Raw genomic sequence first — 22602 nt, forward strand, 5'->3', positions numbered from 1 at the left:
TTGCGTCCGAGCTTTGCTTTACTTTTCACCCTCCTCAATATCAGAGGGCGCAGGGAAAGCCGGGTGCTGGTTGCACCCGTGGGTCCCGTGCAGCAAAAAGCACGGGGGTAGGACCACAGGTTCAACCGAAGCATTCCGGCTTTCCCTGCGCGATGGTGTTACGGTTTCCTTCGTGCTCTCCTCGGTGACCGGGCTTTCTTGCCACCGTCGTCCGCGGCAGCTCTTGCTGCTCGCGAGCTTAGCGCCAGCGTCGGGGCGCCAGGACCACACGACTTCGCCGTCCGTGAATGCCACGCTCGTCAGTCGTGACATCCTCGTCCACCGCATCTCACCGCAACGTTCGTGACGATCGCGACCCGCCCCTCATTTGGGTGAGACGCGCGGAGTTAAATCACTGATTTGCCCGACGGGTTAAGCGGTTTATTTTTCGCGTGAGGAGTGGACAGGGCAAATCACATTGGAATTGCTGGCGAATTTTTCTCCGCCGTCATTCCCGGGCGTCGCGAAGCGGCGAGCCCGGAATCCATTGCTCCACCTGCGCCCGCAGCTTGATGGATTCCGGGTTCGCGCGAAGGGGCGCGCCCCGGAATGACGTCGGAGTCTTTAGGACGCAACCTCCCGAAAGGCGCTACTCTGTCTCCCCCTAACAAGTCGCGGACACCATCTCGTGGGCTACCTCTTCGTCCTCATCGTCGGCCTGATTGCCGGAACCCTTTCGGGCATCGTCGGCACGGGATCGTCGATCATGCTGATGCCGGTGCTGATCTATCAGTTCGGGCCGAAGCAGGCGGTGCCGATCATGGCGGTCGCCGCGGTGATGGCGAATCTTTCGCGCATCCTGGCCTGGTGGCGCGAGGTCGATTGGCGCGCTTGTGCCGCCTACTCCATCACCGGCATTCCGGCCGCGGCGCTCGGCGCGCGTACGCTCTTGGCGCTGCCCTCTCGCGCCGTCGATATCGCGATCGGCCTGTTCCTGATCGCGATGGCACCACTACGGCACTGGCTGGCGCGGCATCAACTGAAAGCGCAGTTGTGGCATCTCGCTGTAGGCGGCGCCATCATCGGCTATCTCACGGGCATCGTCGTCTCCACCGGACCTTTGAGCGTGCCGCTGTTCCTGTTCTATGGCCTCACCAAGGGCGCCTTCCTTGCCACAGAGGCCGCAAGCTCGCTCGGTCTCTATGTGAGCAAGTCAGTGACGTTCAGACATTTCGGTGCGCTGACGCCTGACGTCGCCCTCAAAGGCTTGATCGCCGGCTCATCGCTGATGGCCGGCGCCTTCATTGCAAAGCGCTTCGTGCTGCGGCTTGAACCTGACGTCTTCCGCCTCGTGATGGACGGCATCATGCTTGTGGCCGGCGCGTCGCTGTTGTGGTCGGCGGCAACTCACTAGAATTGCCGCCTGCCAAAGCCGCCGCAAGCAATATCGCGCCAAAGCGGCCAATGATTGAGGGTTCGTGCCGTCAGGCGTAACCGTGCTATGCACGGTACGCGAAGCAGCGACTCAAGCATTCAGATGGCCAAATCCACCCTCTCCTTTGTCTGCCAGAATTGCGGCGCGGCGTATAATCGCTGGCAGGGGAAGTGCGACGCCTGCGGCGAGTGGAATACGCTGGCGGAGGAGGACTCGACCGGCAATGTGCCGGTGTCGATCCGCTCCAAGCGCAAGGGGCGGACGTTTGCGCTGGAGTCGCTTTCCGGCAAGAGCAACGACGCTCCTCGCCTCTCCTCCGGCATGACTGAGCTCGACCGCGTCACCGGCGGCGGCTTCGTGCGCGGGTCGGTGCTGCTGGTCGGCGGTGATCCCGGCATCGGCAAGTCGACGCTGCTGACACAGGCGACCAGCATGATGGCGCGCGCCGGGCACCGCGCGGTCTACATCTCGGGCGAAGAGGCGGTGGCGCAGGTGCGGCTGCGCGCCGAGCGGCTCGGGCTTGCGAATGCGCCGGTGCAGCTCGCCTCCGAGACGTCCGTGGAGGATATCGTCTCGACGCTGTCAGAAGGCACCGTGCCGCGCCTGATCGTGATCGATTCGATCCAGACCATGTGGACCGACACCGTCGAATCCGCCCCCGGCACGGTGACCCAGGTCCGCGCCTCGGCGCAGGCGCTGATTCGTTTCGCCAAGAAGACCGGCGCCGCCATCATCCTGGTCGGGCACGTCACCAAGGATGGCCAGATCGCGGGCCCCCGCGTGGTCGAGCACATGGTCGACGCGGTGCTGTCGTTCGAGGGCGAAGGCTCGCAGCAGTTCCGCATCCTCCGCGCGGTCAAGAACCGCTTCGGCCCGACCGACGAGATCGGGGTGTTCGAGATGACCGGGCTCGGCCTCCGTGAGGTCTCGAACCCCTCCGAATTGTTCCTTTCCGAGCGCGATCTCGGCAGCCCCGGCACCGCCGTGTTTGCCGGGATCGAGGGCACCCGCCCGGTGCTGGTGGAACTGCAGGCGTTGGTGGCGCCGACCACGCTCGGCACGCCGCGGCGCGCAGTGGTCGGCTGGGACCCGAGCCGGCTGTCGATGGTACTGGCAGTGCTGGAGGCCCATTGCGGCGTGAAACTCTCCGGCCATGACGTCTACCTGAACGTCGCAGGCGGCCTGCGCATCCAGGAACCGGCCGCCGATCTTGCCGCCGCCGCAGCGCTGGTATCCTCTCTCGTCAACGCTCCCCTGCCGACGGATGCAGTTTATTTCGGCGAGATTTCGCTGTCCGGCGCGGTCCGGCCGGTGGCGCAGACCTCAGCCAGGCTGAAGGAAGCAGCAAAACTCGGGTTTGGCCGGGCCGTGCTGCCCGAATCGGCCCGCGGCGACGGCGGCGATGCCGGCCTTACCCTGAACTCGGTCGGCGGATTGACCACGCTGGTCGCCGAGATCGCCGCCCGCGGCACGCCGAGGGGCAACCACCAGGCTCAGCGGGACGCTGAACCCGTTGAGAAAAATGCCACACCGGCCCGATTCCGTCGTGAGAAGGGCTAAAGCGGGGTGACCTTGACGGCCCTCGCCGCTATACATCCCGCCGCGTGGGACAGGCGCTTTCCGGCCTTGCCGGAGACGCTATAAGCCCCTCAGCTAGCACGGAACCGAAACGCCGATTCGCGGCGGCCGAGCCCTGCACGACCCGTAAGAAGAACGAGCGGACCTGACCACCCGATGCCGATAACGATCCTCGATCTCGTCCTGCTCGCGGTGATGCTGATCTCGGGCCTGCTTGCGATGGTGCGCGGCTTCATGCGCGAGATCCTGTCGATCGCGGCCTGGGGCGCGGCGGCGCTGGTCACGCTCTATGCTTTCTCGAAGCTTTTGCCGACCGCCAAAACTTACTTCAACAACGACACGGTCGCCGCCGTCGTCGTGGTCGCCGGCACGTTCATCGGTACCCTGATTGTGGTGTCCATCATCACGGTGCGGATTTCCGACATGATCCTGGATTCACGCATCGGCGCGCTCGACCGCACGCTCGGCTTCCTGTTCGGGCTGGCGCGCGGGCTCCTGATCGTGGTCGTCGCCTTCCTGTTCTTCAGCTGGCTGGTTCCTGACAAGCAGCGGCCGGACTGGGTGACGGGCGCAAAATCCCGCGTGGTGCTGCAAGGAACCGGGGATTGGCTGATGTCGCTCTTGCCTGATGACCCCGAGAACACCATCTTAAAGCGGTTCAAGAAAAACAAACCGGAAGACGATCAGACTGACGCCGAACCCACCGCGCCGGCGTCGGGCGATGGCTATAGTAAACCTGCCCGCGACAGCCTTAAAAAGCTGATCGAAAAACCTGCGGGCCGTTAAACCTTGGCTTAGGCTTGTTGCGCTAAATCCCGCACAGGCTACAAAGAAAGGCGATGAACGCGATGCAATCCCCTTCCGATCACGCCGAGCAGCTTGACCCGTACTCCGGGTCCATCGAATTGCAGGATGATCTGGAAGGCGACACGCTACGCGAAGAGTGCGGCGTGTTCGGCATTTTCGGTCACCCCGAAGCCGCCACCATCACGGCGCTCGGATTGCACGCCCTCCAGCATCGCGGCCAGGAAGCTTGCGGCATCGTCACCTTCGACGGCAGCCGCTTCCACTCTGAGCGACGGCTCGGCCTGGTCGGCGACACCTTCTCCCGCCGCGAAGTGATCGAACGCCTGCCCGGCTCGACCGCAGTCGGCCATGTCCGCTATTCCACCACCGGCGCCACCATCCTGCGCAACGTGCAGCCGCTGTTCGCCGAGCTCAACGCCGGCGGCTTTGCGGTCGGCCATAACGGCAACCTCACCAACGGGCTGTCGCTGCGCCGCGAGCTCGTCAAGAACGGCGCGATGATGCAGTCGACCACCGACACCGAGGTGATCCTGCACCTGGTGGCGCAGTCCAAACGCAGCCATTTTGTCGATCGCTTCATCGAGGCGCTGCGCGCGATCGAGGGCGCCTATTCGCTGGTCGCGCTGACCAACAAGAAGCTGGTCGGCGCGCGCGATCCGCTCGGCATCCGGCCGCTCGTGCTCGGCGACCTCGACGGCCGGCCGATCCTGACCTCGGAGACCTGTGCGCTCGACATGATCGGCGCGAAATATGTCCGCGACATCGAGCCCGGCGAGATCATCGTGTTCGATGAGGAAGGCGCGCACACGCACAAGCCGTTCCCGCCGAAGCCGCCGCGGCCCTGCATCTTCGAATACATCTATTTCTCGCGGCCCGACTCCATCGTCGGCGGCCGTTCGGTCTATGAGGTCCGCAAGGCATTCGGCGCGCAGCTTGCGCGCGAGAACCATCCGGATATCGACGTCGTCGTGCCGGTGCCGGATTCCGGCGTGCCCGCCGCGGTCGGCTACAGTCAGTATTCCGGCGTGCCGTTCGAGCTTGGCATCATCCGCAACCACTATGTCGGCCGCACCTTCATCCAGCCGACCCAGAGCGTGCGCGAGCTCGGCGTGCGCATGAAGCATTCGGCCAACCGCGCCGCGATTGAGGGCAAGCGCATCCTCCTGATCGACGACTCGCTGGTGCGCGGCACCACCTCGAAGAAGATCGTGCGCATGATGCGCGACGCCGGCGCCCTCGAAGTGCACTTCCGCCTCGCTTCGCCGCCGATCCTCTATCCCGACTATTACGGCATCGACCTGCCCGACCGCGGCGGCCTCTTGGCGGCGACGCATACGCTGGAGGAAATGCGCGACATCATCGGCGCGGACTCGCTGGCCTTCCTGTCGATCGACGGCATGTATCGCGCCATGGGCTATCCCGACGGCCGCGATCCCGCCAACCCGAAATTCGCCGACCACTGCTTCACGGGCGCTTACCCCACCCACCTCACCGACCACAGCGAAACCGAGCCGCAGCCGCGGCAATTGTCGCTGCTGGCGGAGGCGAGCTGAGAGAGACTATCGCTCCTGCACCGCCATGGCCGGGCTTGTCCCGGCCATCCACGTCTGTAATACCGCGCCAAGAACACGTGGATGCCCGGGACAAGCCCGGCCATGACGAACACTTGGACAACCATGACAAAACCCCTCGCCTCCCGCATCGCCCTCGTCACCGGCGCCTCGCGCGGCATCGGCTATGCCACCGCGCTCGCGCTGGCCAAAGCCGGCGCGCATATCGTGGCGGTGGCGCGGACGCAAGGAGGGCTCGAGGAGCTCGACGACGAGATCCGGCAAAGCGGCGGCAGCGCCACGCTGGTGCCGCTCAGCCTCACCGATTCCGACGGCATCGCCCGCTTGGGCGCAGCGCTGCATGAGCGCCACGGCAAGCTCGACATCCTCGTCGGCAATGCCGGCGTCGCCGGCCCTTCCTCGCCGCTCGGCCACATCGATCTGAAATCGTGGAACGACGTGATGGCGGTCAACGTCACCGCGAACTTCCAGCTCATCCGCTGCATGGAGCCACTCCTGAAAGTGTCGGACGCCGGACGCGCGGTGTTCATCACCTCGGGTGCAGCCAACAAGGCACTCGCCTATCTCGGCCCCTATGCGGCGTCGAAGGCCGCGCTGGAAACGCTGGTGCGCGTCTGGGCCCACGAGACCGCGACCTTGAGGCTGCGCATCAACCTGTTCAGCCCGGGCCCGATCCGCACCCGCATGCGCGCCGCCGTGTTTCCGGGCGAAGACCCGATGGATCTCGATACGCCTGAGCAGGCGGCGGAGTTCATCGTGCCGATGTGTTCGCCGGAGTGGACGGAGACCGGCAAGTTCTACGATTATCCCTCGCGCAAGCTGATGAGCTTCCATCCGCCGGCGTGATTTTCTCGATCATTGCGAGGAGCGCAGCGACGAAGCAATCCGCGCCTCCACTTGTGGCGCTATGGATTGCTTCGCTCCGCTCGCAATGACGGGCGATTGACTCAACTCCCTCGGCGCGATTGACTGCTACCTGAGCGGGCAAACCGCCAAGAAAAATCTCGGGAGGCAACCATGACGGCGAGGCTCAATCGCGCGCGCACCCTTTTCGGATTCATCTTAAGCTGCATCGCCTGCTTCTGCCTGTCGGCGCCGTCGCATGCCGGCGACATTCCGACCTTCGCGGTCGATGCAGCCTGGCCGAAGCCGTTGCCGAACAATTGGATCCTCGGACAGGTCGGCGGCATCACCGTCGACTGGCAGGGCCATATCTGGGTGATCCATCGCCCGCGCTCGCTGACCGATGACGAGAAAGGCGCAACGCTCAATCCGCCGCGTTCGAAATGCTGCGTCCCCGCACCGCCGGTGCTCGAGTTCGACGCCGACGGCAATCTGTTGCGCGCCTGGGGCGGGCCCGGCGAAGGCTATGAATGGGTCGGCCGCGAGCACGGCATCGAGGTCGACGAGCGCGGCTTCGTCTGGGTCGGCGGCAATGCCGACAATGACAACGCGATCCTGAAATTCACGCTCGACGGCAAGTTCGTCTCCCAGATCGGCAAGATCGCGCCGAGCAAAGGCTCTAACGACACCACCCAGCTCGGCAAGCCCGCGGAGACCGCGATCGACAAGGCGGCCAACGAGATCTACGTCGCCGATGGTTACGGCAACCGCCGCGTGATCGTGTTCGACGCCACGAGCGGCGCCTACAAGCGGCACTGGGGCGCCTATGGCAACAAGCCGGATGACGACAAGCAGGCCGCCTATGATCCCAAGGCGCCGGTTGCCCAACAATTCGGCAATCCCGTGCATTGCGTGAAGCTCGCGGGTGACGGGCTGGTCTATGTATGCGACCGCATCAACAACCGTATCCAGGTATTCAAGAAGGACGGCACTTTCGTCAAAGAGTGGTTCTTTGAAAAGAGCACGCTCGGCAACGGCGCGGTATGGGACATCGCGCTCTGGCCCGATCCGAACCAAACCTATCTCTTGAGCGTCGACGGCGAGAACAACGAGATCCGGATCATCAGGCGCGACGATGGCACGGTCGTCGGCAGTTTCGGCCGCAGCGGCCGCAATGCCGGGCAATTCCACTGGGTCCACGCCATGGCCGTCGACGCCAAGGGCAACGTCTATACGGCCGAGGTCGACAACGCCAAGCGCATCCAGAAATTCAAACTGACCTCCGATGCGCTACGATAAGCGCATTGCCGGAAGGCGCGAGACAGGATAATCGGGAACCCGAGGATCGGGTCACCCCCGACCGCGCCGCTGGTCAAAGGCCCCAAAAAAGAGGGCTGCGCCGGCATTAACAGGAGGGAACACATGAAAACGACGCGCGCGCGGCGCTACGCCGCGCTATTCGCTTGCGCCGGATTGGGTCTTGCGACCCCGGCTTTCGCCCAAGACAAAACTCAAGACAAAACCGTCAAGATCGGCGTGTTGAACGACATGTCGAGCCTTTACGCCGACATCGGCGGCGCCAATTCGGTCGCCGCGGTTAACATGGCGGTCGAGGATTCCGGCCTGCGTAACAAGGGCTGGAAGATCGAGGTGCTGAGCGGCGATCACCAGAACAAGCCTGATGTCGGCGTCAACATCGCCCGGCAATGGATCGACAACGAGAAGGTCGACGTCATCGTCGACACGCCGAACTCGGGCGTCGCGCTCGCGGTCAGCAACCTCGTCAAGGAGAAGAATGCGGTGCTGCTCAACTCGGGCGCGGCCACCGCCGATCTCACTGGCAAGGCCTGCACGCCGAACACGATCTCCTACACCTACGACACCTACATGCTCGCCAACGGCACCGGCAAGGCGCTGACCAAGGCCGGCGGCGACAGCTGGTTCTTCCTCACCGCCGACTACGCCTTCGGCCATGCGCTGGAGCGCGACACCACCGCGGTCGTTCTCGCCAATGGTGGCAAGGTGCTGGGCAGCGTGAAGCATCCGCTCAACACCTCCGACTTCTCCTCCTTCCTGCTGCAGGCGCAGTCCTCGAAGGCGAAGGTGGTCGGGCTCGCGAATGCCGGCGGTGACACCACGAACTCGATCAAGCAGGCGTCGGAATTCGGCATCGTCTCCGGCGGCCAGAAGCTTGCGGCACTCCTGCTGTTCATCACCGACGTGCATTCGCTCGGCCTGAAGACCGCGCAGGGCCTGACGTTTACGGAATCCTTCTACTGGGATCTGAACGACAAGACCCGCGAATGGTCGAAGCGCTTTGCCAAGGTGTCGCCGAAGGGCATGATGCCGTCGATGACGGTCGCCGGCAATTACGCGGCCACCCTGCATTATCTGAAGGCGCTGGAAGCGATGGGCGGCAACCCACATGACGGCGCCAAGACCGTCGTCAAGATGAAGGAACTGCCGACCGATGACCCGCTGTTCGGCAAGGGCCCGCTGCGCATCGACGGCCGCCGCATCATCCCGGCCTATCTGTTCGAGGTGAAGAAGCCGGAAGAGTCCAAATATCCCTGGGACTATTACAAGCTGATCGCCACCATCGCGCCGGAAGACGCGGCCAAGCCGCTGGAAGCCAGCGAGTGCCCGCTGGTGAAGAAGTAATGGCGTGATGCGTAGGGTAGGCAAAGGCGCGAAGCGCCGTGCCCACCATCGCCTGCTGTGCTCGCGATGGTGGGCACGCGGAGCCTGTCATCGGGCGCGCGTTCGCGCGACCCGTTGGCTTTGCCCACCCTACGAAGCCTGCGCTTTCCTCGCGAGCGTCAGCGATGCAACCAATAGCGCCAGCAGCAACAATGCTGCTGCGAGGAAGAACGGCGCGCCCGGCAATTTGAACGGCGCGCTTGTGCCGATGAAATGCGCGAATGTCAGCGTGAACAGGAACGGTCCCACGAGCTGGGACACGCTCTGCACACTGGTGGTGGCGCCCTGGAGCTGGCCCTGCTGGTCGGGCGCAACAAGCTGCGTCATCAGCGCCTGGATTGCCGCGCCCGCAACGCCCCACAGCGCCATCACGGGAATACCGAACCAGGACAGCGTTCCGGTCGGCGCGCTCGCGAAAATCAGAAAGCCGATCGCGCCACAGGCGAGGCCGAACAACAGTGCCCGCCGCTCGCCGAAGCGCTTGACGATCGGCCCGATCGCCGCGCCCTGCACGATCATCTGGCAGAGGCCGACCAGCGCGAGCGTCGCGCCGACAGTGGCGGTGTCCCAGCCGTAGCGATAGGTCGCATAGAGCACGTAGGTCGAGGGCAGCACGACATGGGCGAGCTGCGCGAAGAAATTCGCCAACGAGAGCCCTGCGAGCACGCGGTCCGAGCCCAATAGATGCAGCGCGCCGACCGGATTGGCGCTCTTCCAGCGGAACGGCGAACGACGCTCTCGCGGCAGCGACTCCGGCAGGATCAAGAGGCCATAGAGTCCGTTGGCAAAGCTCAAGCCCGCCGCAACCCAGAACGGCAATCGCGGATCGAAGCCGCCGAGCAGACCGCCAAGCGCCGGCCCCAGGATGAAGCCGGCACCGAAGGCGACGCCGATCTTGCCGAACATGGCGGCGCGCTGCTCCGGCGCGGTGACGTCGGTGATGTAGGCAAAAGCGGTCGAGATGCTTGCCGAGGTGATGCCCGAAATCAGGCGGCCGATGAACAGCCAGACCAGCGATGGCGCCAGCGCCATCAGCACATAGTCGGCGGCAAGACCGAAGTTCGACAATAGCACCACCGGACGCCGCCCGAACCTGTCGGACAATCCGCCGAGGATCGGCGAGAAGAGTAATTGCATCAACGCCCAGGCGGTGCCGAACAGGCCGAAGATGCGCGCGGCGCTCGCGGTATCGTTGTCGACGAAGCCCTCGATCAGTTTCGGCAAGATCGGAATGACAACGCCGAGCGCCAGCATGTCGAGCAGGACGGTGCCGAAGATGAAGATCGCGGCGCCGCTCCGCCTCGGCGGAGCATCGATGACGGCCGCCTCTTCGCTCATGACGGCCGCTTGCGCTTGTGGGCGAAGGGATTGGCTTTTTCGCGCAGCGTGATGCGCACCGGCGTGCCCGGCAGGTCAAAGGTCTCGCGCAGCGAGTTGGTGAGATAGCGCAAATAGGATTGCGGCACGGCGTCGGCGCGCGAGCAGAACAGCACGAAGCTCGGCGGCCGCGCCTTGTTCTGGGTGATGTAGTTCAGCTTCAACCTGCGGCCGGAGACCGCGGGCGGCGGATTGGCCGCGATCGCCTGCTCGAACCAGCGGTTGAGCGCGGCGGTGGGAACGCGCTTGTTCCAGGTGGCATAGGCCTCCTCGATCGCCTTCATCAGGCGATCGACGCCCTCGCCCATCAGCCCGGACACCGCAACGATGGGCACGCCCTTCACCTGCGGCAGCCAATGATCGGCGTCGGCGCGGAGGCCCGAGATCAGGTTCGGCTTACGCTCGACCAGGTCCCATTTGTTGACCGCGAGCACGATCGCGCGGCCCTCGCGCTCGACCAGATCGGCGATGCGCAGGTCCTGCTCCTCGAACTTGTTCTGCGCGTCCATCATCAGCACGACGACTTCGGCGAAGCGCACTGCGCGCAACGCGTCGGCGACTGAGAGCTTCTCAAGCTTCTCTTCGATCCGCGACCGCCGCCGCAAGCCCGCGGTATCGAACAGGCGGAAGTCGCGGCCCTGCCAGTTGATCTCGACCGCAATGGAGTCCCGCGTTGTGCCGGCTTCCGGACTGGTCAAGAGCCGCTCCTCGCCAAGGAGATGATTGATCAGCGTCGACTTGCCGGCGTTGGGGCGGCCGACGATGGCGACGCGGATCGGACGTTTGGCGACGTCCTCCTCGGTTTCAGGCGCATCATCCTCGAGGTCGTCGTCTTCAGCGGGCGCCGGCATCAGCACGCTCAGCGCGTCATAAAGCTCGCCCATGCCCTCGCCGTGCTCGGCGGAAATCTGCACCGGATCGCCCAGGCCCAGCGCGTAGGATTCCATCGCGCCGAGCTCGCCATGTTTGCCCTCGGCCTTGTTGGCGACAAGCACCACCGGCTTGTTGGCGCGGCGGGCGAAATCGGCGAAGGCGCGGTCGGTCGGCGTCAGCCCCACCCGCGCGTCGATCACGAACATCAGCGCGTCAGCAAGGCCGATCGCGGTTTCAGTCTGCTCCTGCATGCGCGCAGTCAGCGAGCCCTTGGCGCCCTCGTCGAGACCGGCGGTATCGATGATGGTGAATTCGAGATCGCCGAGCCGCGCCTGCCCCTCGCGGCGGTCGCGCGTTACGCCGGGCTCGTCATCGACCAGCGCGAGCTTCTGCCCGACCAGACGGTTGAACAGCGTCGACTTTCCGACATTGGGCCGGCCGATGATGGCGATCGTAAAGGACATGGATCATCAAAGCGCTGTTCGCGGAAACGCGTGTCGGTCAATAGAGTCTAGCAGGAACTAGCGCGTAAAACTGCCGCTCGGCATTGGAGCCGGGAATGGTGCGGAGGATTGCTGCGTGGGCTGTGCGGGTTCCGGCTGAGCGGCCGGTTGGGCCGTCGTCTGATCGGGCGGCGGCGCGGTGGTGCGCTTGCGCGCCATCCTCTTTGCCTTCGGCTCCGGCGGCAGTGCGGCGGCCGCGCCCTCCTCGGACGGTGCGGCATTAGGATCAGCGGCGGCCGGCTCGGCTGCGGGCGCCGTGCTCGCGGCAGCCGCCCTGCCCTTGGCCGACCGCTTCGACTTCGCCTGCTCCGGCGGAGGCTGTGGCGGCGGAGCAGCGGCGGCGGCAGCCTGCGCGTTCTGCTCATCGATCTGCTGTTGCTGCGAGCCCTTGTAGAGCTCCTTCGGCACGCCCTGCTCAAGGCCCGGCACGCCATCCGGAAACACCGGCTTGCGCTCACCCGGCAGCTTCTTCTTGGTGTCGAGGAAATCGAGCAGGTCCGATGGGTCGAAATTGGAGAGGCCGCCGCCCCCGCAGCCGGCCAGCACGCTGCAAAGCGCAATGGCGACAGCGGCTGCGATCAGACGTTGCGAGCGGCGCATGGGCAATCCCTCACTCAACTCGTTAGCCTCTCAATCAGCTCTTGGCGACAGGCGGCAGGAGCGCCTGCAGCGCCTCGGCGCGCGAGCGCAGGCTCGGCGGCGTCTCGGCATCGTTGGCGATCAGGTCGAGCCACTGCCGCGCCGCGGCCGCGTCATTGGCACGATAGGCCGATAACGCCAGCAACTCGCGCGCGGTGTGACGGAAGGTCGAGTTCGCCGCGGTGGCGGGCTCGAGCCGCTGCAGCATGTTCTGGTAGGTCGCGGTTTCCAGCAGCAATTGCGCGGCCCGGATCCGCGCCAGGTCCTGATCCGCCACACCGACGCTGCGGTCGGCCGCGATCTCGTCATACATCTTCGCGGCCGCCTGCGGGTCGCGGGCTGCGATTTCGGCAGCCAGCCGCAGTCGCGCCAGCACCCGGTAACCGGCCGGCGCCTTCGCAGCCAGGTCGGCGAAAGCGGCCTCCGCCTCGGCGCGCTTGTTCTGTTCGGACAGCTCGACAGCCCGGTCGAATGCAGCCCCCGCCTCGGCCGCCTTCTGGGCCTGGAGGTATTCGTAGCCGCGCCAGCCGCCGACGCCGGCGACGATCAGAATCGCGACCGCAATGATCAGAAGCGAATACTTGTCCCACAGCTTCTTGAGCTGCTCGCGACGTAGTTCCTCGTCGACTTCACTAAATAATTCAGACACTTAAGGCTATCCCATCCCCGGAGGGCGAAGCAAAACGCTCAGGCGGCAGGCGCGCCCGATCCCCACATCGCGGCGGCGTTACCTTAATGATATGGCGGTGGCAAGGCAAAGCGAGGCGGATCAAAGCGTTAACGGTGGAAGGCTGCCTGCTCCCGGAGAGCCTAGAGCGTGATGATTTTTCTTCGAATCATCATCCCGCTCTATCTTTTTGTTTGAGCATGATCTCCGCGCAAACGCTTCGCGTTTGTCGCGAGGGAAAACCGGTACCCACTTTTCCGGATCATGCTCTAAAGCCGGGCAGATCGGTTACGGCGAAGGATTGAGCGCGAGCAGCGGCGGGTCTGCACTCGCCGCAGTTGTCCGCTTCAACGTTCCCCCGTGAAGGAGCTTGCCATCCGGCGCCGCAACCTCGATCAGTTCTGCCGCAAGGAAAGCGTGTTGATCGGGTTTGAATTGGAAACTGTGGTTGCCGCTTCCAAGATCGGCGTTTTCGAGATCCTGTCGATAGCGGTCGGCCAGAATGCTACCGACCAGTCTGCCGTCAAAATAGAGTTCCACGCGAAGCGGGATTTCGGGATAGTCGACGCACTGAGCCCAGCCAGCAATGGTGTGAGGCTTTATATGATCGACGTAACCTCGCAGCGTGCCACCCTTCAAGATATCCTGGACGCCGTCTTCGATCGCGGCGAGATCCTGCCGGCACAGATCACGTGATAGCGCGAGGCTGAACTGATCCGTGTCAAGCGCCCGAGAGAGCAGTTCCTTTCGGTGAGCCTTCATCTCCAACAGCGCCGTCACATTCTTCAGTCTGACATAGGCGCCAACGACCTGCTGGATTCCCTGGTTCATCGCCTTGCGAAATCCCTTAAAAATCGTTGGGGAAATATGCCTTGGCTGCCAGGCTGGGTAAAGGTTGTCCTGACAGCCACAGCGCATTCGCAGGGCAGCGATGTGACCGTGGTGGCGATGGAACCCATTGATCTCGGATACCTGCGCTAAGGGAGGTTTGTCGTGACGCCGCAATATCTATCCAAAGTCTATCGAGACTACATCACCTGCTTGAACGCGCAGGACTGGACGAATTTGGGACGGTTCGTCCACGATGACGTACGTCACAATGGCCGACAGATTGGATTGTCAGGCTATCGCGAGATGCTCGAAAATGACTTTCAGCAGATCCCGGACCTCTCGTTCAATATCCAGCTCTTGATCGCGGAGCCGCCTTACGTGTCGAGCCGCCTGCTCTTCGACTGCACGCCGAAAGGAGAATTTCTCGGGCTCAAGATCGACGGGAAACGAGTTTCGTTCGCCGAGAACGTTATTTACGAATTTCGGGAAGGTAAGATCGTCGAGGTTTGGTCGGTCATAGATAAGCCGGCCATCGAAGCCCAGTTGCGACGCTCGCAATGACGCCGTCGTCCCGGGCTTGAGCTATAGCCGTCGCTGCCGCTTGTGATGTGCGCCGCTGCAACTGCTCGCTCGCGCCACAACACCTCCCTGTGGTTATGGGTCCCCGCCTTCGCGGGGACGACACCGGTGGGCGTTGTTACAGTCGCGTAGGGTGGGCAAAGCGCAGCGTGCCCACCATCAAGAGCGATGCAAGAAGAGGTGGGCACGCGGAGCCTGTCATGGGGCGCGCGTTCGCGCGACCCGTTGGCTTTGCCCACCCTATAGCCCCGCCAGCGCTTCGCGTAACTGTCGCTTGATCACCTTGCCGTTGGCATTGCGCGGCAACGGGTCGCGCGTGATCGCCATTGTTTCCGGCACCTTGTAGTCGGACAACCGCTCGGCGCACCAGGCGCGCAAAACTTCTGCGCCAACCTCGTCGCGGGTCGCCACCACCGCATGGACGCGCTCGCCCAGCACCGGACAGGGCTTGGCGATGATCGCGCTCTCCACGACTGCGGGATGGCCTGCCAGCACCGACTCGACTTCGGCGGAATAGATCTTCAGGCCGCCGCGGTTGATCATGTCCTTGGCGCGATCGAGCACGCGGACAAAATCGCGCTCGTCGATTGAGCCGAGATCGCCGGAGTGCCAGAAGCCGGCGGTGAAGCTCTCAGTGGTCGCCTGCGGATTGTTCCAGTAGCCCTTGATGACCGAGCCGCTGCGGATCCAGATCTCGCCGATCTCGCCGCGCGGCAGCTCGCGGTGATTGCCGTCCATCACGATGATCTCCGCGCCGGGGCACGGCAGGCCGACGCTGTCGATATGCGCAGCCGTCAATTCGCCCGGCATCAGGGTCGAGGGCGATGTGGTCTCGGTGGCGCCGTAGCAGTTCGCGAGCTTCAGTCCGGGCAATTTCGCGTCCAATCGCTCGATCGTCGCAACCGGCATCGGGGCGCCGCCGATGCGCCAGCTCGAGAGATCGTAACTGTCGAAATCCGGCTGCAGCAGGCAGAGATTGTACATCGCCGGCACCATCACGGTGTAGGTGACGCGCTCGCGGGAGGCGACCTTCAGATATTCCGCCGCCTTGAACTCGGGCATGATGATCAGCGCGCCGCCGCAGCAAGCCATGGTCGTGATATTGGCGACCGCGCCGGTGACATGCGCCAGCGGCACGGCCGCGATCGAACGATCCGCCGCTGTGAGTTTCAGGGTGGACACGAACACCATCGAGGAATGGATGACGTTGCAATGCGCGAGCATCGCGCCTTTCGGCCGTCCCGTGGTGCCTGATGTGTAGAGGATCATCGCGATATCCTCTTCGCCGACCATTGCGGGCGCTTCGGATGGCGCATTGTCCAGCAGTGCCGCGAATTGCGAGGTGCTGTCATCGCTGACCGAAATCCGATGCTCCAGCGCGGGGACATAGGCCGCGTCGGGCGCACGCTCGGCAAGGCTCGCCTCGTGGATCAGGAGCCTGGCGCCGCAGTCACTCAAGACATAGGCGATCTCGGGCTTCTGCTGCCGCGTCGAGAGCAGCACGGTCACCAGCCCCGCATGCGCGGCGGCGAACAGCGTCAGTACGAATTCGATGCGATTGCCGAGCAGCACCGCGACACGATCGCCGGCGCGCAGGCCGAGCTTCTGCAATCCGGCGGCGACCTGCGCCGATTGCTGCACGACCTCGCGCCAGCTCATCCGCCTGTCGTCGCAGATCAGCGCCTCGCCGTCAGGGTTTCTTGCGGCGGCGTCCGATATCATTGCCCAGATGCTGTTCGGCCGCTCGCAAAACACCGGCACGACGCGGTCGCCGAAACGCGCTTCAAGCCGCATGTCCGGAATCGAATGGCCTGACCAGTCCATCTGGCTAGCTCTTTTTCATGTCGTAGACATGCTCGGGCCCGGGGAATTTGCGCGTGCGGACGTCGGCGGCATAGCCTTCGATGGCCGCTTCGATCGAGGGCCCGAGATTGCCGTAGCGGCGGACGAATTTCGGGGTGCGCGGCGACAGTCCGAGCATGTCCTCGAGCACCAGCACCTGGCCGTCGCAGGCGGCGCTTGCGCCGATGCCGATGGTGGGAATGGCGATCTCTTGCGTGATCTTGCGCGCGAGCGGCTCGGCCACGGCCTCGATCACGACCGAGAAGGCGCCGGCTTCCGCGATCGCCTTGGCGTCGTTCTCGATCGGCGCCCAGCCCCTCTCGTCGCGCCCCTGCGCGCGGAACGAGCCGAGCGTGTTGATCGATTGCGGCGTCAGCCCGATATGGCCCATCACGGGAATGCCGCGCTCGGTCAGGAACGCCACGGTCTCGGCCATGCGGGCGCCGCCTTCGAGCTTCACCGCGCCGCACTCGGTCTCCTTCAAGATCCGCACCGCGGAATGAAACGCCTGCTCCTTTGACGCCTCATAGGAGCCGAACGGCATGTCCACCACGACGAGCGCGCGCTCGGAGCCGCGCATCACAGCGCGCCCCTGCAGGATCATCATCTCCAGCGTGACGGGCACAGTAGTCTCGAGCCCATGCATGACGTTGCCGAGAGAATCGCCGACCAGGATGACGTCGCAGTAGCGGTCGACCAGCGCCGCGGTATGCGCGTGATACGACGTCAGCATCACGATCGGCTCGCCGTTCTTGCGGGCGCGGATATCGGGTGCGGTCTTGCGCTTGATGGCTGATTGTACGGACATAGTTAAGCTCCAACGACGGGGACGCCAATCACGACCGGATGGAACGCGAAGGCCAGTGCGACATAGGCGATGACGCCGACCGCCACCGCGATCGCATCATTGCCGGCGCCGCCGACCGGGATCGGCGGGCCGCCGGCGTCAGTGCGATGTTTCAGCGAGATGCGATCAAACACCGCCCAGGCCAGGAACGAGCCGAACAGGATGATCGAACCGAGATCGCCATTGGCGAGCAGATGCGCCGCCGCCCATAATTTGATGCCGGCGAGCATCGGATGTTTCAGCGTCGTGTAGATGCGGCCGCGGATGTAGGAGGCCACCACCAGGATCACGGCCGGCAGCATCAGCGCGATCGTGATGTGCTTCAGGAATGTCGGCGGATACCAGACGTCGATCCAGCCGGTCGCGCGATAACGGGCAAATCCCCAGATGATCAGCGCGAGCCCGACCGCGGAGACCACCGAATAGGCGATCTTGTAGCCACCCTCGCCCATTGCATCGATGCAGCGCGCGCGCAAGCCGCGCTGGGTCGTGAGCGTGTGGACGGCGAAGAACAGGATCAGTCCCAGGATCATCACCAGCAGTCCCACGATGTCCCTCCCTCGGCGTGGTGCGGTTATTGAGCCTCGCGTATCATTTTAGCCGCATGGAGTGCAATGCGCCAAAATGGGCGAGCCCTTGGCATCGACCCTCCGCGCGTCATAGGCGGGCTTGACCCGCGTATCCATCTTCCGCGCAGCGGACAATAATGATTCTCTTGAGGGATGGATTGCCGGGTCGAGCCCGGCAATGACGACGGTCAGGGGCTTACGGCTTCTCCGCCTGCTTGCCCAATTCGCGGTTGTCGACATAGCGGATCGCGATCGGGCGGCCGGCGAGCGCGCCGCCGAGGCCGCTACTGAATTTGAGCGGCAGGCAGCCTTTCAGCGAGGCGTCGATCGCGTTCAGGTAGGTGGTGCGGGTATCCGCGGGAACGCCTGAGGTGGCGAACGTCATGCGCGGCGCTCCGATCATCTCGCCGGATCGCTTGAAGCTGAAACGGACCGACATCTGCATGCCCTCACGCCCGTCGTCGGCCGGCGGCGGCGTCCAACAGGAGCGCAGCGCCTGGAAGAGATCGCCGATGGTATCGAGATCGTGATCAGGCTTCTTGTATTTGGCCGCCTGATCCTGCGGCGGCACCGTCATGATCGTGAGCTGCAGGTTCTCGCCATAGGGGTAGTTCATCTCGGGGATGCACGGCCAAGTGCTAAACACGCCGCAATAGGACGGCGTGCAGGGTCCTTCCTCGAGCACGCTGCAGGGCGTATGCGCGAACGGCACGGGGTTGATCTGGTGCCGAAGCCGCTCGGCGGCATGGCCCGCGGAAATTCCGAAGACGACGAGGGCGTTGCAGATCACGACGCGTCGCAGCATGAGAGAAGCCCTTTGGATGCCGCCTCGATGAAAATGAGGGGCGCGAGGGACGTCATCAAGCTCGCACGCGTTCACTTCCTTGCGTGCGCGGCCTGGCGGTTCCGCCCGTACCGCTGTCATCGCCCGACTTGATCGGGCGATCCAGTATTCCAGAGACGATCGTGCTTCACGGAGAGGCCACGGCGTACTCGGTCCCCCGCCTTCGCGGGGGACGACGGCCGGTGCGACGCCGCCCCTACCCCTTCCGCTTGACGTCCTTGACGTTGGAGAAGGTGATACCCTCGGCGCGCTCCTGGGTGTAGCCGAGATAGAATTCGTTCCTGGCCATGAACACGGGATCGCCGTCGACATCGTCGGCGATCCCAGAACCGTTGGAAGCGATGAACGCTTCGAGCTTCTTGCGGTCGTCGGAGGAGATCCAGCGCGCGAGCTGGAATTCGGACACTTCGAATTCCACGGGCAGCGAGTATTCGGCATCCAGCCGTGCCTTCAGCACGTCGAGCTGCAGCGGACCGACCACGCCGACCAGGGCCGGAGCGCCGTCGCGCGGGCGGAACACCTGCACGACGCCCTCCTCGGACATCTGCTGCAAGGCTTCCTTCAATTTCTTCGCCTTCATCGCGTCCGTCAGCCGCACGCGGCGGACGATTTCCGGCGCGAAGCTCGGCACGCCGACGAAGGTCAATTCCTCGCCTTCGGTGAGCGTATCGCCGATCCGCAGCGTGCCGTGATTGGGAATGCCGACGACGTCGCCGGCGAAAGCTTCGTCAGCCACCGAACGATCCTGGGCGAAGAAGAATTGCGGGCTCGACAGGCTCATGTTCTTGCCGGTGCGCACCAGCTTGGCCTTCATGCCGCGGCTGAGCTTGCCCGAACAGAGCCGCGCGAACGCGATGCGGTCGCGGTGGTTCGGATCCATGTTGGCCTGGATCTTGAACACGAAGGCGCTCATGCGCGGCTCCGATGCCTCGACCTTGCGCAGGTCGGAATCCTGCGCGCGAGGCGCCGGCGCGAACTGACCGAGACCTTCCAGGAGGTCGCCGACGCCGAAATTGCGCAGCGCGCTGCCGAAATAGACCGGCGTCAGATGGCCCTCGCGAAACGCGTCGAGCTCGAACGGCTTGCAGGCTTCCGACACCAGCGCGAGCTCGTCCTTGATCTCGGCGACGTCGAGGTTGGGATTGCGGCTGGCGAGATCGGCGATGTCGATCTGCTCGGCCTGCCCGGTCTTGGCGCCGCCGCCCTCGAGCAGGCGCACGCCGCCGTTCCGAACGTCATAGGTGCCCATGAAATCGCGGCCGCGGCCGACCGGCCAGGTCATCGGCGTGGTGTCAAGCGCCAGCGTCTTTTCGATCTCGTCCAGGAGGTCGAAAGTGTCGCGGCTCTCGCGGTCCATCTTGTTGATGAAGGTGATGATCGGGATGTCGCGCAGGCGGCACACTTCGAACAGTTTTCGCGTGCGGGCTTCGATACCTTTGGCGGCGTCGATCACCATCACCGCGGAGTCGACTGCGGTCAGCGTCCGATAGGTGTCTTCCGAAAAGTCCTCATGGCCCGGCGTGTCCAGGAGGTTGAACACGTGGTCCTGGAACTCGAAGGTCATCACCGAGGTGACCACCGAGATGCCGCGCTCGCGCTCGATCTTCATCCAGTCGGAACGCGTGTTCCGCCGTTCGCCCTTGGCCTTGACCTGGCCGGCGAGATTGATGGCGCCGCCGAACAAGAGGAGCTTTTCGGTCAGCGTGGTCTTGCCGGCGTCCGGGTGCGAGATGATCGCAAACGTGCGCCGCCGCGCCACTTCATCGGCAAGCGGGGAACGAGACGGCGATTCGGCTGTCAGGGCAAGGTCGGACATGGCGGGAGCGTTTGGCAGGGAAACCAGTGTCAATCAAGCCTATATGGTGATTGCGGAGCGCCAAAGCCAGCCCCATATTCGCGCACAGGAAGGACGACCTTCCTGTTCGCGATAATAGCCGCGGGGACGACCCTGCCTTATCAAGGAGGGTCGTCATGGCCTGGACTATCTTGCTCATCGCCGGTCTGATGGAGATCGGTTGGGCGATCGGGCTCAAATATACCGAAGGTTTCACAAGGCTCGTTCCATCGGCGCTGACGCTTTTGAGCATGGTCGGCAGCATCGTCCTGCTCGGGCTCGCGCTGAAGACACTGCCGATCGGAACCGCCTATGCGGTGTGGACCGGCATCGGCGCGGTCGGAACGGCGATGCTCGGCATCGTCCTGTTCGGCGAACCGGCCACCGCGCTTCGGCTGTCGAGCATCGGGCTGATCGTGGCCGGCATTGTCGGCCTCAAGCTTGTGACCTGATCAGCGCAGCGCCAACACCACCCAATAGGTAACGGCCGCAACCGCCGCCGCGGCCGGGATGGTGATGACCCAGGCATAGACGATCGAGCTTGCGACATTCCAGCGCACCGCCGACATCCGGCGCGCCGCACCGACGCCGACGATGGCGCCGGTGATGGTGTGGGTGGTGGAAACGGGAACCCCGAGGAAGGTCGCCATGAACAGGGTCGCCGCCCCGCCGGTCTCCGCGCAGAAACCCTGCATCGGCGTCAGCTTCGTGATGCGCAGGCCCATGGTGCGGACGATGCGCCAGCCGCCCATCAGGGTGCCCATCGCCATCGCCGCCTGACAGGCCAGCACCACCCAAAATGGAATGTGAAACTCCTCGCCGAGATGCCCCTGCGAATACAGCAGCACGCCGATGATGCCCATGGTCTTCTGCGCGTCGTTGCCGCCATGGCCGAGCGAATAGAGCGAGGCGGAGACGAATTGCAGGGTGCGGAAGGCGCGGTCGACGGCGAACGGCGTCGACCGCACCGAGAGCCAGGACACGATCGCAACCAGCACCAAGGCCAGCAGGAAACCGACCAGCGGCGACAGCACGATTGCGAGCAGCGTCTTGGAGAGGCCGCTCCACACCGCCGCCGAGATCCCCGCCTTCGCCATGCCGCCACCAATCAGGCCGCCGATCAGGGCATGCGAGCTCGACGAGGGAATGCCGAGCGCCCAGGTGATCACGTTCCAGACGATGGCGCCGACCAGCGCGGCGAAGATCACGGTCACATCGACGACCTCGGGCTCGATGATCCCGGTGCCGATGGTATTGGCGACATGCAGGCCGAACACCATGAAGGCGATGAAGTTGAAGAACGCCGCCCAGAACACCGCATACTGCGGCCGCAGCACGCGCGTCGAGACGATGGTCGCGATCGAATTCGCGGCATCGTGCAGGCCGTTCAGGAAATCGAACAGCAGGGCGACCGCGATCAGGATCACCAGGATCGGAAGACCAAGCGTGGCGTCCACGTAAACCGCCCTACTTTATTTTCTTGAGCATGATCTGCGCGCAAACGCTGCGCGTTTGTCGCGGGGAAAACCGGTGCCCACTTTTCGGGATCATGCTCAGACCTGTTCGATCACGATCGAGTTGATCTCGTTGGCGACGTCATCGAAGCGGTCGGCGACTTTTTCGAGGTGATCGTAGATCTCGGCACCGACGATGAAATCCATCGTGTTGGCGTCGCGGTGCTTGAGATAGAGCTCCTTCAGCCCGATGTCGTGGAGATCGTCGACCCGGCCCTCGAGCTTGGTCAGTTCCTCCGTGATCTGCGTCAGCATCGCGACGTTGCTGCCGATCGACTGCAACAGCGGCAGCGCGCGCCCGACCAGGTCGGCGCATTCGACGATCAGAGTGCCCATTTCGCGCATCGGCGGCTCGAACTCACGCACCTCGAACAGCACCACCGCCTTGGCGGTCTGCTGCATCTGGTCGACGGCATCGTCCATGGCCGTGATCAGGTTCTTGATGTCGCCGCGGTCGAACGGGGTGATGAAGGTGCGGCGGACGGCAGTCAGAACCTCGCGGGTGATGTTGTCGGCGTCATTCTCGAACTGGTTGACGCGCTGGCAGTGGACCGGCGTCTCGTCCCCACCCTTCAGCATGTCCTGCAGCGCCATCGCGCACTGGACCGCGGTCTTGGCATGCCGGGCGAACAGGTCGAAAAACCGCTCCTCCTTGGGCAAAAAGCTTCGAAACCAGCGCAGCATAGGCTCAAAATCCATCCTTCCGGAGGACGCTCCGGGATCACCTGTCACAAAACTGTCATAGAACATTTTGTACAGGGACGGCCAGC

Annotated in this window: 21 protein-coding genes; 9 read left to right on the forward strand and 12 right to left on the reverse strand. The window is 64.1% G+C overall.

Annotated features, from left to right (window positions below; all coding sequences use genetic code 11):
- Positions 1 to 667: 667 nt before the first annotated feature.
- The 7 genes from AC5ZG1_RS13575 (at position 668) to AC5ZG1_RS13605 (ending at position 8874) form a co-directional block, all read left to right on the forward strand.
- A complete protein-coding gene (locus AC5ZG1_RS13575; protein WP_456641701.1) occupies positions 668 to 1393 on the forward strand; it encodes a sulfite exporter TauE/SafE family protein in 726 nt (241 codons plus the stop codon).
- Positions 1394 to 1516: 123 nt separating this feature from the next.
- Positions 1517 to 2974 (forward strand): DNA repair protein RadA, encoded by a 1458-nt coding sequence (gene radA, locus AC5ZG1_RS13580; RefSeq protein ID WP_464349488.1) that lies wholly within the window; start codon positions 1517 to 1519, stop codon positions 2972 to 2974.
- Between the two features lie 174 nt (positions 2975 to 3148).
- Positions 3149 to 3778 carry a CvpA family protein gene (locus AC5ZG1_RS13585; protein ID WP_028166053.1) on the forward strand — a complete coding sequence of 210 codons (630 nt, stop codon included), beginning with the start codon at positions 3149 to 3151 and terminating at the stop codon, positions 3776 to 3778.
- 62 nt (positions 3779 to 3840) lie between these two features.
- Positions 3841 to 5352 (forward strand): amidophosphoribosyltransferase, encoded by a 1512-nt coding sequence (purF, locus tag AC5ZG1_RS13590; RefSeq protein ID WP_456641851.1) that lies wholly within the window; start codon positions 3841 to 3843, stop codon positions 5350 to 5352.
- Positions 5353 to 5475: 123 nt separating this feature from the next.
- Positions 5476 to 6216 carry an SDR family NAD(P)-dependent oxidoreductase gene (locus AC5ZG1_RS13595; RefSeq protein ID WP_496133151.1) on the forward strand — a complete coding sequence of 247 codons (741 nt, stop codon included), beginning with the start codon at positions 5476 to 5478 and terminating at the stop codon, positions 6214 to 6216.
- A 171-nt stretch (positions 6217 to 6387) separates the two neighbouring features.
- Positions 6388 to 7512 carry an NHL repeat-containing protein gene (locus AC5ZG1_RS13600; protein ID WP_496133152.1) on the forward strand — a complete coding sequence of 375 codons (1125 nt, stop codon included), beginning with the start codon at positions 6388 to 6390 and terminating at the stop codon, positions 7510 to 7512.
- Between the two features lie 123 nt (positions 7513 to 7635).
- Positions 7636 to 8874 (forward strand): ABC transporter substrate-binding protein, encoded by a 1239-nt coding sequence (locus AC5ZG1_RS13605; RefSeq protein WP_028166049.1) that lies wholly within the window; start codon positions 7636 to 7638, stop codon positions 8872 to 8874.
- Positions 8875 to 9003: 129 nt separating this feature from the next.
- On the opposite strand, the gene AC5ZG1_RS13610 is transcribed toward AC5ZG1_RS13605, so the two are convergent.
- The 5 genes from AC5ZG1_RS13610 to AC5ZG1_RS13630 form a co-directional block, all read right to left on the reverse strand.
- Positions 9004 to 10251 carry a TCR/Tet family MFS transporter gene (locus AC5ZG1_RS13610; RefSeq protein ID WP_496133153.1) on the reverse strand — a complete coding sequence of 416 codons (1248 nt, stop codon included), beginning with the start codon at positions 10249 to 10251 and terminating at the stop codon, positions 9004 to 9006.
- The gene (der, locus tag AC5ZG1_RS13615) at positions 10248 to 11627 is read right to left on the reverse strand and encodes a ribosome biogenesis GTPase Der (RefSeq protein ID WP_130230298.1); all 1380 of its coding nucleotides are present in this window, start codon (positions 11625 to 11627) and stop codon (positions 10248 to 10250) included. The genes AC5ZG1_RS13610 and der overlap by 4 nt, the downstream gene beginning before the upstream one ends.
- Positions 11628 to 11684: 57 nt before the next feature.
- Positions 11685 to 12266, reverse strand: coding sequence for a hypothetical protein (locus AC5ZG1_RS13620; protein ID WP_208826904.1), 582 nt, complete (start codon positions 12264 to 12266; stop codon positions 11685 to 11687).
- 34 nt (positions 12267 to 12300) lie between these two features.
- Positions 12301 to 12954, reverse strand: a complete 654-nt coding sequence (locus tag AC5ZG1_RS13625; RefSeq protein WP_496133154.1) for a tetratricopeptide repeat protein — start codon at positions 12952 to 12954, stop codon at positions 12301 to 12303.
- Between the two features lie 306 nt (positions 12955 to 13260).
- Positions 13261 to 13977 (reverse strand): hypothetical protein, encoded by a 717-nt coding sequence (locus tag AC5ZG1_RS13630; protein ID WP_496133155.1) that lies wholly within the window; start codon positions 13975 to 13977, stop codon positions 13261 to 13263.
- On the opposite strand from AC5ZG1_RS13630, the gene AC5ZG1_RS13635 reads away from it, so the two are divergent.
- On the forward strand, positions 13966 to 14364 hold the full coding sequence (locus AC5ZG1_RS13635) for an ester cyclase (RefSeq protein WP_496133156.1): 399 nt from the start codon (positions 13966 to 13968) through the stop codon (positions 14362 to 14364). The genes AC5ZG1_RS13630 and AC5ZG1_RS13635 overlap by 12 nt on opposite strands.
- A 258-nt stretch (positions 14365 to 14622) precedes the next feature.
- On the opposite strand, the gene AC5ZG1_RS13640 is transcribed toward AC5ZG1_RS13635, so the two are convergent.
- From AC5ZG1_RS13640 to AC5ZG1_RS13660, 5 genes are all read right to left on the reverse strand, one after another.
- Positions 14623 to 16206 carry a class I adenylate-forming enzyme family protein gene (locus AC5ZG1_RS13640; RefSeq protein WP_496133157.1) on the reverse strand — a complete coding sequence of 528 codons (1584 nt, stop codon included), beginning with the start codon at positions 16204 to 16206 and terminating at the stop codon, positions 14623 to 14625.
- 4 nt (positions 16207 to 16210) lie between these two features.
- The gene (gene panB, locus AC5ZG1_RS13645) at positions 16211 to 17032 is read right to left on the reverse strand and encodes a 3-methyl-2-oxobutanoate hydroxymethyltransferase (protein ID WP_496133158.1); all 822 of its coding nucleotides are present in this window, start codon (positions 17030 to 17032) and stop codon (positions 16211 to 16213) included.
- Positions 17033 to 17034: 2 nt separating this feature from the next.
- Entirely contained in the window at positions 17035 to 17619 is a 585-nt protein-coding gene (locus tag AC5ZG1_RS13650; RefSeq protein WP_130226758.1) for an NnrU family protein, read from the reverse strand.
- 217 nt (positions 17620 to 17836) lie between these two features.
- Positions 17837 to 18445 carry a UCP034077 family protein gene (locus AC5ZG1_RS13655; RefSeq protein WP_496133159.1) on the reverse strand — a complete coding sequence of 203 codons (609 nt, stop codon included), beginning with the start codon at positions 18443 to 18445 and terminating at the stop codon, positions 17837 to 17839.
- A 235-nt stretch (positions 18446 to 18680) separates the two neighbouring features.
- On the reverse strand, positions 18681 to 20300 hold the full coding sequence (locus AC5ZG1_RS13660) for a peptide chain release factor 3 (protein ID WP_456641708.1): 1620 nt from the start codon (positions 20298 to 20300) through the stop codon (positions 18681 to 18683).
- 155 nt (positions 20301 to 20455) lie between these two features.
- Here AC5ZG1_RS13660 and sugE point away from each other — a divergent pair, with 155 nt between their 5' ends.
- On the forward strand, positions 20456 to 20770 hold the full coding sequence (gene sugE / locus AC5ZG1_RS13665; protein ID WP_028166037.1) for a quaternary ammonium compound efflux SMR transporter SugE: 315 nt from the start codon (positions 20456 to 20458) through the stop codon (positions 20768 to 20770).
- On the opposite strand, the gene AC5ZG1_RS13670 is transcribed toward sugE, so the two are convergent.
- Positions 20771 to 21775, reverse strand: a complete 1005-nt coding sequence (locus AC5ZG1_RS13670; protein ID WP_456641709.1) for an inorganic phosphate transporter — start codon at positions 21773 to 21775, stop codon at positions 20771 to 20773.
- Positions 21776 to 21871: 96 nt separating this feature from the next.
- Complete coding sequence (locus tag AC5ZG1_RS13675) at positions 21872 to 22516, reverse strand: DUF47 domain-containing protein (protein ID WP_496133169.1); 645 nt, start codon at positions 22514 to 22516, stop codon at positions 21872 to 21874.
- Positions 22517 to 22602 lie beyond the last annotated feature (86 nt).

It is taken from the genome of Bradyrhizobium sp. Leo78 (assembly GCF_059512425.1).